The sequence below is a fragment of the Saccharomonospora saliphila YIM 90502 genome, assembly GCF_000383795.1.
Lineage (GTDB): Bacteria > Actinomycetota > Actinomycetes > Mycobacteriales > Pseudonocardiaceae > Saccharomonospora > Saccharomonospora saliphila.
This window is the reverse complement of record NZ_KB912672.1, coordinates 64584-73804: the sequence shown is the minus strand read 5'-3', so window position 1 is coordinate 73804 and position 9221 is coordinate 64584. Positions and strand designations below refer to the sequence as shown.

Genomic DNA, 9221 nt, shown 5'->3' with positions numbered 1-9221 from the left:
CGCGCCACCCCGCGCAGGGCCAGGGACGCGGCGACCGCCGCCAGCGCCAGCAGGGCCATCGGCCCGGGCCAGGACTCCACGTCACCGCCGGAGAGATCCCCGCCGACTCGTCCGTCCACGGCGATCCCTGGCGGCACCTCCACCCAGGTCAGCGCCGAGGAGCCCGCCAACGCGGCGGCCGCGAGCAGCAACGCCACCACGACGGTCCACAACAGACCGCGTGCCGTCCGTCCCGGTGTCGTGCCTGAACCGTCCGTGACGGCCCTGTCCTCGTCAGTCACCGCTGTCGGCCGTTCCCGCGGGTCGCATCGTGTCGGCCGCCGCCACCGCCGAAAGCACGGTCCTTGCCTTGTTCAGCGATTCGGTGTCCTCGTAGTCGGGGTCGGAGTCGGCGACCACACCCCCGCCGGCCTGCACGTAGGCGACGCCGTCACGCATCAGCGCGGTGCGGATGGCGATGGCGGTGTCGGCGTCGCCCGCGAAATCGAGGTAGCCCACGATGCCGCCGTAGAGCCCGCGGCGCGTGGGTTCGAGTTCCTCGATCAGCTCCATCGCGCGGACCTTCGGCGCGCCGGTGAGGGTCCCCGCCGGAAAGCACGCCCGCACGGCGTCGAACGCCGTGGCGCCCTCGGCGAGCTCACCGGTGACCGTGGAGACGATGTGCATCACGTGGCTGTAGCGCTCCACGGTGAAGAAGTCGACCACCCGCACGCTGCCGGCGCGGCAGACCTTGCCGAGGTCGTTGCGCCCGAGGTCGACCAGCATCAGGTGTTCGGCGCGCTCCTTGTCGTCGGCGAGCAGGTCCTTCGCCAGCCACGCGTCCTCCTCGGGGTCCGTGCCCCGCCACCGTGTCCCTGCGATCGGGTGCGTGGTGGCCCTGCCGTCGCGCACCGTCACCAGCGACTCGGGGCTGGACCCGACGATGTCGAAGCCGTCGAGGCGCAGCAGGTACATGTAGGGACTCGGGTTGGAGGTTCGCAGTACGCGGTAGACGTCCAGCGCGTCGGCACCCGTGCTCATCTCGAACCGCTGGGACGGCACGACCTGGAACGCCTCGCCCGCGTGGACGGCTTCCACGGCGCGGTTCACCGCCGCGTGGAAGTCGGCCTTGGCCCTCCGCCGGGTGAACTCGGGCGCGGGGCGGTCGAACGCGGCGTTGGTCGCCGGGGCGGGCGCGGCCAGCCGCGCGGTCATGCGGTCCAGCCGCGCCACCGCGTCGTCATAGGCGGCATCGACCCGTTCCGGGGAATCGTCCCAGTTCACCGCGTTCGCGATGAGCGTGACCGTGCCCTCGTGGTGGTCGAAGGCCGCCAGGTCGGTGGCCAGAAGCATGGTCAGCTCGGGGATGTCGAGGTCGGCCTCGGCCAGCTCGGGCAGGCGCTCGACCCAGCGCACCGAGTCGTAGCCGATGTAGCCGACCATCCCGCCGGTCAGCGGGGGCATGCCGGGCAAGGGCTCGGTGTGCAGCAACTCGATGGTCTCCCGCAGCACGGTCAACGGGTTACCGCCCACGGGCAGGCCCTCGACGCGCGTGCCCGTCCACACCGCCTCGCCGTCGCGCACGGTGAGCGCAGCGGGGCTGTGCACCCCGATGAACGACCAGCGCGACCACGACTGCCCGTTCTCGGCCGACTCCAGCAGGAACGTCCCCGGCCGGTCGCCCGCCAGCTTGCGGTACAGCGCCAGCGGCGTGTCGGCGTCGGCGAGGAGCTTGCGCACCACCGGGATGACCCGGCGGTCACGCGCCAAGGCGCGGAAGTCGTCCCGGTCCGGGCTGACGTCACCGAGCCCCCTGGCCGCCGTGTCGAGGGAGTGGGCAGTCACCATGACCTCATTGTGCCGTCAGCGGCCCCGGCCCCGTCATCGGGCACGTCCGCCGATCAATTCAACACGTGTTGAATTCATTGCCCGGACCCGGCATCATGGCACCGTGAGCACTCCCCGGAGCACGCCGCCGCGCAGGCGAGGCCGCCGACCGGCGGGCGACGACACCCGCGCCGCCCTGCTCGACGCCGCGCGGTCGGTGTTCGCCGAGCACGGCTACGACCGCGCCACCGTCCGCGCCATCGCGCACCGCGCCGGTGTCGACGCCGCGATGGTCAACCACTGGTTCGGCGGCAAGCAGGGCCTGTTCGCGCAGGCGATCCTGCACGTGCCGTTCGATTACAGGGACCTGCCCGCGCTGGTCACCGCCGACGGTCCCGACCACGTCGGCGAGAACATCGTGCGGACCTTCGTCACGCTGTGGGACGGCGCGGGCGGCGAGGTGTTCGTGGGCCTCGTGCGCAGCGTGACCACGCACGAGCAGGCGCTCGCCGTGCTGAAGGAGACGCTGGTCAACGGGATCATCGGCGAGGTCGCCCTCATCGCGGCCGCCGACCGCGCCGAGTTGCGCGCCGCCCTGTGCGCCACGCAACTCGTCGGACTCGGCATGATGCGCTACGTCGTCGGACTGGAACCGGTCGCCTCGGCCGAGGTCGAGCAGCTCGTCGCCACGATCGGCCCGACGCTGCAGCGCTACCTCACCGGCGAGCCCGGCCCACCGGGGTGAGCGCGGCGACGCCGAGTTCAGGCGCGGCCGCTTCCCTCGGCACCCCCGGCGTCGGACAACAGCACCCGCTCGCCGGAGTCGAAGCACGACCGGGTGCCGGTGTGACAGGCGGGCCCGGTCTGTTCCACCCGCACCAGGAGGGTGTCGGCGTCGCAGTCGTGCCGCACCTCACGCACGTACTGGGTGTGTCCCGAGGTCTCCCCCTTGACCCACAACCGTCCTCTGCTGCGGGAGAAGTAGGTCGCTCGCCGGGTGGTCAGCGTGCGGTGCAAGGCCTCGTCGTCCATCCACGCCACCATCAGCACCTGGGAGGTGTCGTGCTCGACGACCACCGCGCACACGAGGCCGTCGGCGGTGCGCGTGAGCCGCTCCGCGATCGCCGGGTCGAGCCCGCCGCTCACCGGACCTCCACCCCGTCGCGGCGCAGGGCGTCCTTCACCGCACCGATCTTGATCTCGCCGAAGTGGAACACACTCGCCGCGAGGACGGCGTCGGCACCCGCCCGCACGGCGGGCGGGAAGTGCTCCACGGCGCCCGCGCCACCGCTGGCGATCAGCGGGACGCGGACCGCCGCCCGCACCAGCCGCAGCAGTTCGAGGTCGAAACCCGCCTTCGTCCCGTCGGCGTCCATCGAGTTCAGCAGGATCTCGCCGACCCCGAGCTCCTCGCCGCGCACGGCCCACTCGACGGCGTCGATACCGGTCCCGGTGCGCCCACCGTGGGTGGTCACCTCGAATCCCGACGCCGTCGGCGGCGCGGACTCCGGAACCCGCCGGGCGTCCACCGACAGCACCACGCACTGCGCGCCGAACCGCTGGGATGCCTCCCGCAGCAGTTCCGGGCGCGCGACGGCGGCGGTGTTCACGCTCACCTTGTCCGCGCCAGCCCTCAGCAGCCGGTCCACGTCGTCGGTGCTGCGCACCCCGCCACCGACCGTCAGCGGGATGAACACCTCCTCCGCGGTACGGCGGACGACGTCGTAGGTGGTCTCGCGCTCGCCGGAGGACGCGGTGACATCGAGGAAGGTCAGCTCGTCGGCGCCCTCGGCGTCGTAGGCGCGGGCGAGTTCGACGGGATCGCCCGCGTCCCGGAGGCCGGTGAAGTTCACTCCCTTGACCACCCGGCCCGCGTCGACGTCGAGACAGGGGATCACGCGCACCGCGACGGACATGCCGCCAGCCTACCGACACCCCCGGCCGGACCCGGCACCCCGCGTCCGCGCCGTGTGCCCGGTGACACGCCGACGCCCGACGACGGCGCGCGGTGAGTCCGACGCGGACAGCACATGACCCGAACGTGGGACCACACCGTGCCTCTCTACAGTAAGGCCATGACACTCGTCTCGATGGGAGACGTGCGGACCGTCCACGAGTCACCCGCGGGGGGCGGCCCCGTCGACCCCCGCTCCACCGCGCGCGGCCGTCTCGCTCCCGTCGCCTCGGTGTCCGCGGGGACCGCTCTGATCGGCCTGCACGCGTCCTTCTACGGCCACTGGCTGATCGACGACGCGGCGATCACGTTCGCCTACGCGCGCAGCGTCACCGACGGTCTCGGGCCCGTCGTGCAGCCCGGGGCCGCGCCGGTCGAAGGGTTCTCCAATCCCACCTGGCTGCTGCTGCTCGCCGTCGGCAGGCTCGTCGGCCTGTTCGACCACGGCACGCTGTTCGGCGTCCCGGACTACGTGCTCTTTCCCAAGGCCCTCGCGCTGCTGTGCTGCGCGGGCATCCTCGCCCTCTGCCATGTCGCGGCGCGCCGGGTGCTGACCCGGGCGTGGCTGGTGCCGCTCGCGGTCGGCGGGTTGCTCGCGGCCACGCCGTCGTTCGTGATCTGGAGCTACTCCGGACTGGAGAACTCGCTGTACGCGCTGCTGATCACCGCACTGGCCGTGCTGCTGTTCACGGCCGTGCTCGACGGGCGGCTGCTCAGCCCCCGGGTCGCGCTCGGCGCGGGGGGCCTCGCCGCGCTGGCGGCGCTGACCCGGCCGGAGGGGCTGATCTACGCGGGTGCGTACCCGTTCGTCCTGCTCGGCCATCTGAGCCGCCCGACGCTGGTGGCCAGCGTGCGATACGCGCTGATCTCCACCGCCGCGTTCGGGGCTCTCGTCGGCGCCTACTTCGGGTGGCGCCTGATCGAGTTCGGCCAACTGTTGTCGAGTCCGTCGGTGGCCAAGGGTCAGGACCTGCCGACCCTGACCGACATGACCCGTCCCGGCGAACTCGTCGCCTACGTCGGCGCGCCCGCCGCGCTGCTGCTCATGGCGGTGGTCGGATACACGCTGGCCACGGCGCCGTGGTGGCGGGGCGGGCTGCTGGCCCTGCTGGTGCCGCTGGGTCTCGCCGTGGCCGCCTACGCGGTGCTGGAGCCGGACTGGATGGAGCAGTTCCGGTTCGCCACCCCGATCTGGGTACTCGGCGCGCTGGCCACCACCCTGGCCACGGCGCAGGTACTGCGGCGCGCGAGCACCCGGATGCGGGCATGGCTTGCGGCCGCGCTGACGATCACGCTGCTGCCGAGCTCGGCGGCGTTCGCCGAGTCCGCAGAGGACTTCCACGACCAGCCGAACATCAGCGCCTGCTACGTCGCCGACCGGTTCGGCCGGGTGTTCAACGGCTACGCCGACATCCTCGGACTCGACGACGCGTCGCTGTTGCTGCCCGACCTGGGCGGCTCGGCGATGACCAGCGACCTCACCCTTGTCGACATGGCGGGCTTGACGCACAGCCGGTTCGCCGAACTCGCGAAGGAGCACGACAAGGCGGCCCAGCGCGAGTACGTCTACACCGAGGCCCGGCCCACGTTCATTCACGTCCGCGAGCCGTGGAGCGGCGGGACGGGCATCAGCTACGACCCACGGCTGCCGGAGGACTACTACCCCATCCACTTCGATCTCTACCAGGACAAACCGCACGGCGACTGGGTGCGCAAGGACGCGGTGGCCACCCCGGAGCTGCTCGCGGAGGTCCGGGACTACGCCGACCACACCACCACGTGGGTGGAGCAACGCGCGGGAGTCACGCCGCTGCGCGACTGCGGGCCGACGCTGCGGCGGGGTCAGACCACGCCGAGCGAGCCCCCGCCCGAGCGGCCGGGCGCCGACGACGACCGGGCGGGCGACAACTACCAGGAGGCCTCCGAGCGGCACCAGGGACCCGGCGACGCCCGGGTGCCGGAGTAGGCGCACCGTCCAGCGACGACGGCTCCGCACCGGTGGCCGTGGCGCGCGGACGGGCCCCCGAGTAGACCGAGCACACACGACGCGGGCCTTGACCGTGGGGTTAGGTTAGGCGAACCTCAGTGCCATGTCGGCTGCCTCTCCCCGCTCGCGCGGCCTCGCCGTCGCCCTGTCGGCCGTCCTGGTGCTCGCCGGGTGCTCGGGCGGCGCGGAACCCGCGGCCCCGTCGCCCGAGCCCGCCATCACCCCGGAACGCGGCGCCCTGCCCGCCACGATCGAGCACCGGTACGGCTCGACGACCGTGCCGGAGGTTCCGCGACGGGTGGTCACCGTCGGGTTCACCGACCAGGACGCGCTGCTGGCGCTCGGGGTGGTTCCCGTGGCCACGACCCGCTGGCTCGGCGACTACCCGGGCGCGGTGGGGCCCTGGGCCCGCGACGCTCTCGGGGACGCCGACCCGCCCGAGGTGCTGCGCGACGACAACGGCATCCGGTTCGAGCGGATCGCCGCGCTGGAACCGGACCTCATCCTGGGCCTGTACTCGGCGATGACGCGGGAGGACTACGACACACTCAGCGCCATCGCGCCCACGATCGCCCCACCGGAGGGGCATCCGGACTTCGGCATCCCGTGGCAGGACCTCACCACGACGGTCGGCCGGGCCGTCGGCAGGCCCGCCGAGGCGCGTCGCCTCGTCGCCGAGGTGGAGGGGCGCTTCGCCGAGGTCCGCGAGCGCCACCCCGAGTTCGCGGGGGCGGGCGCCGTCGTGGCCACCCTGCACGAGGGATACTTCGTCTACGGGCCCGACGACCCCCGCACCCGCGTTCTCGCCGGGCTGGGCTTCTCCCCGCCGCCGGGACTCGACACGGTGGTGGGTGACGAGTTCGGCGCGAGCGTGAGCCGGGAACGGGCCGAGCTTCTCGACACCGACGCCGTCGTCTGGCTCACCACCGACGGCGGCGACACGCTGCGGAAGGACCCGCTGTACAACCGGATGCGCGTGGCACGGGAACACCGCGAGGTCCTCGTCGACGAGAACAGCGACGTCGGACGTGCCTTCTCCCACGTGTCCGTGCTGAGCCTGCCCTACCTGCTCGACCGGCTCACGCCGAGGCTCGATGCGGCCGTGGACGGCGATCCGGCCACCACGGGCTGACGGCGGGCTGACGGTGCCCGCACCTCGCCCACGGCGGCGGGCGACGTGTCGGCGCCGTCGTGGCCGCGACCGTCCCCGCCTCCGGCTAGGGTGGAATGATGCCCGGCGGGATCGCACGACTCGGGTCGGAGAAGTACGTGCTGCTCACGACGTTCCGCCGCACCGGTGAGGCGGTGGCCACGCCGGTGTGGGTGGCCACCGACGGCGATGACCTCGTGCTGTTCAGCAAGCGCGACGCGGGCAAGGTCAAGCGGATCCGGCACACCCCCCGCGTGCGCCTGGTCGCCTGCGACGCGCTCGGACGCCGCGTGCACGGGCCGGAGGTCGAGGGCACCGCCCGCGTTCTCGACGCGGACGGCAGCGAACGCGCCCGGCGGGTGATCGCCCGCGACTACGGTGTACTCGGCCGCGTCACGATGCTGCTCAGCAGGCTGCGCGGTGGGCGGGCCCGCACGGTGGGCATCGCCGTCGCCGTCGACGGCTAGCGACACCCCGCCCTCGGACGCGGGCTGGGGGGTTCGCCCGGAGAGTCAGTCCGAGACCGCCGCGAGCGCCTCGGGGAGGGTGAAGGCACCGGCGTAGAGCGCCTTGCCCACGATCGCTCCCTCGACACCGTCGGATTCCAGGGTCGACAGCGCACGCAGGTCGTCCAGGCTGGAAACCCCGCCGGAGGCGATCACGGCTGCGTCGGTGCGGGCGGTGACCTCGCGCAGCAGGTCGAGGTTCGGGCCGCGCAGGGTGCCGTCCTTGCTGACGTCGGTGACGACGTAACGCTCGGCGCCGTCCCGGTCGAGCCGCTCCAGTACCTGCCAGAGATCACCGCCGTCGCGGGTCCACCCGCGCGCGGCCAGCCGGTGTCCCTCGTCGGTGATCCGCACGTCGAGGCCGATCGCCACCCGGTCGCCGTGCGTGGCGACCACCTTGGCGCTCCACTCCGGGTCCTCCAGCGCGGCCGTGCCGAGGTTCACCCGGCGCGCGCCCGTGGCCAGCGCGGCGGCCAGCGACTCGTCGTCGCGGATGCCGCCGGAGAGTTCCACGTCCACGTCGAGCCTGCCGACGACCTCACCGAGCAGCTCACGGTTCGACCCGGTGCCGAAGGCGGCATCGAGATCGACGAGGTGAATCCACTCCGCGCCATCACGCTGCCAGGACAGCGCCGCCTCCAGCGGGGACCCGTAGGCCGTTTCGGTTCCTGCCTCGCCCTGCACCAGGCGTACCGCCTGCCCGTCGGCCACGTCGACGGCCGGAAGAAGTGTGAACGTCACGGCGGCCACTATAGGAGAACGCGCGCGCCGCCGGACGGGCAGGACGCGGCGCGCTCCCTCGCGTCCCCGGAGAGGATCACAGCGAGCGCACCCAGTTACGGAGCAACTGAGCCCCCGCGTCGCCGGACTTCTCCGGGTGGAACTGGGTGGCACACAGGGGACCGTTCTCCACGGCGGCGACGAAGTCCTCCCCGTGGTGCGCGCGAGTGATCAGCGGGTGTCCGCTCGGCAACTCCGAGTCCAGTGTGAAGCGACGGGCGGCATAGGAGTGCACGAAGTAGAACCGGGTGTCGGCGTCCAGGCCCGCGAACAGCGTCGACCCGGCGGGCGGGCGCACGGTGTTCCAGCCCATGTGCGGAAGGACATCGGCTTCGAGCCGTTCCACGGTGCCGGGCCACTCCCCGACTCCCTCGGCCGCGACGCCGTGCTCCACCCCGCGCTCGAAGAGAATCTGCATGCCCACGCAGATGCCGAGCACCGGCCTGCTCCCGGCCAGCCGCTTGCCGATGATCCTGTCGCCGCCGACGGAGAGCAGCCCGCGCATGCACGCGGCGAACGCCCCGACGCCGGGGACGACGAGTCCGTCGGCCTCCAGCGCGGCGTGCGGGTCGGAGGTCACCTCCACGTCGGCGCCGGTGCGCCGCACGGCGCGCTCGGCCGAGCGCAGGTTGCCGGAACCGTAGTCCAGGATCACGACGGAAGCCACGCCCGCCAGCCTAACCGCTTCTGCCCGCCTTCCACGCCACGGGCAACAGCACCACGGCCCACACCGCGAGCAGGGCGAACGCCGCGCCCGCCGTGCTCGCGGAGATGATCGCGCCCACGACCACGGCGCCGAGTCCCTGTCCCGCGTCGAAGGCGACGTTCCAGGACACGCTGGCCGTGGCCGCCGGGGATCGGGCGAACATCGCCACGAGCGCGTCGTTCTGCACCACGCCGAAGCCGACGCCGAACACCGCGACCGCCACGACGGCGACGATCGCCCAGCCGGACAGCTCGGCCAGCAGCGCGAACACCGCCAGTCCGGCGGCGGCGCAGGCGAGCGCGCCGAACAGCATCCGGCCCGGCCCCCGGGCG

Annotated in this window: 10 protein-coding genes and 1 pseudogene; 4 read left to right on the top strand and 7 right to left on the bottom strand. The window is 72.9% G+C overall.

What is annotated here, in order from left to right:
• The coding region (locus SACSA_RS22635) for a Trp biosynthesis-associated membrane protein (protein WP_019816129.1) at positions 1-281 on the bottom strand (281 nt) is incomplete at its 3' end.
• Positions 274-1827 carry an anthranilate synthase component I gene (locus tag SACSA_RS0111875; protein WP_019816128.1) on the bottom strand — a complete coding sequence of 518 codons (1554 nt, stop codon included), beginning with the start codon at positions 1825-1827 and terminating at the stop codon, positions 274-276. The genes SACSA_RS0111875 and SACSA_RS22635, both read right to left, overlap by 8 nt.
• A 103-nt stretch (positions 1828-1930) precedes the next feature.
• On the opposite strand from SACSA_RS0111875, the gene SACSA_RS0111870 reads away from it, so the two are divergent.
• Positions 1931-2551, top strand: coding sequence for a TetR/AcrR family transcriptional regulator (locus tag SACSA_RS0111870; RefSeq protein WP_019816127.1), 621 nt, complete (start codon positions 1931-1933; stop codon positions 2549-2551).
• Positions 2552-2568: 17 nt separating this feature from the next.
• Here the strand turns inward: SACSA_RS0111870 and hisI are convergent, their stop codons facing one another.
• Both hisI and hisF read right to left on the bottom strand, forming a co-directional pair.
• Positions 2569-2952: a phosphoribosyl-AMP cyclohydrolase gene (hisI, locus tag SACSA_RS0111865; protein ID WP_019816126.1), complete on the bottom strand. Its 384-nt coding sequence runs from the start codon at positions 2950-2952 to the stop codon at positions 2569-2571.
• Positions 2949-3722, bottom strand: a complete 774-nt coding sequence (gene hisF, locus SACSA_RS0111860) for an imidazole glycerol phosphate synthase subunit HisF (protein ID WP_019816124.1) — start codon at positions 3720-3722, stop codon at positions 2949-2951. Before hisF ends, hisI begins: the two co-directional genes overlap by 4 nt.
• Positions 3723-3881: 159 nt before the next feature.
• Here hisF and SACSA_RS0111855 point away from each other — a divergent pair, with 159 nt between their 5' ends.
• From SACSA_RS0111855 to SACSA_RS0111845, 3 genes are all read left to right on the top strand, one after another.
• Positions 3882-5726: a hypothetical protein gene (locus tag SACSA_RS0111855; protein ID WP_232212935.1), complete on the top strand. Its 1845-nt coding sequence runs from the start codon at positions 3882-3884 to the stop codon at positions 5724-5726.
• Between the two features lie 124 nt (positions 5727-5850).
• Entirely contained in the window at positions 5851-6879 is a 1029-nt protein-coding gene (locus SACSA_RS0111850) for an iron-siderophore ABC transporter substrate-binding protein (protein WP_019816120.1), read from the top strand.
• Between the two features lie 95 nt (positions 6880-6974).
• On the top strand, positions 6975-7364 hold the full coding sequence (locus SACSA_RS0111845) for a PPOX class F420-dependent oxidoreductase (protein ID WP_019816118.1): 390 nt from the start codon (positions 6975-6977) through the stop codon (positions 7362-7364).
• A gap of 45 nt (positions 7365-7409) precedes the next feature.
• Here the strand turns inward: SACSA_RS0111845 and priA are convergent, their stop codons facing one another.
• The 3 genes and pseudogenes from priA to SACSA_RS0111830 all read right to left on the bottom strand — a co-directional run.
• Positions 7410-8144 carry a bifunctional 1-(5-phosphoribosyl)-5-((5-phosphoribosylamino)methylideneamino)imidazole-4-carboxamide isomerase/phosphoribosylanthranilate isomerase PriA gene (gene priA / locus SACSA_RS0111840; protein ID WP_028661798.1) on the bottom strand — a complete coding sequence of 245 codons (735 nt, stop codon included), beginning with the start codon at positions 8142-8144 and terminating at the stop codon, positions 7410-7412.
• A 76-nt stretch (positions 8145-8220) separates the two neighbouring features.
• Positions 8221-8850, bottom strand: a complete 630-nt coding sequence (gene hisH, locus SACSA_RS0111835; protein ID WP_019816114.1) for an imidazole glycerol phosphate synthase subunit HisH — start codon at positions 8848-8850, stop codon at positions 8221-8223.
• A gap of 10 nt (positions 8851-8860) precedes the next feature.
• Positions 8861-9221, bottom strand: a pseudogene (locus SACSA_RS0111830) (MFS transporter); the annotation flags it as partial.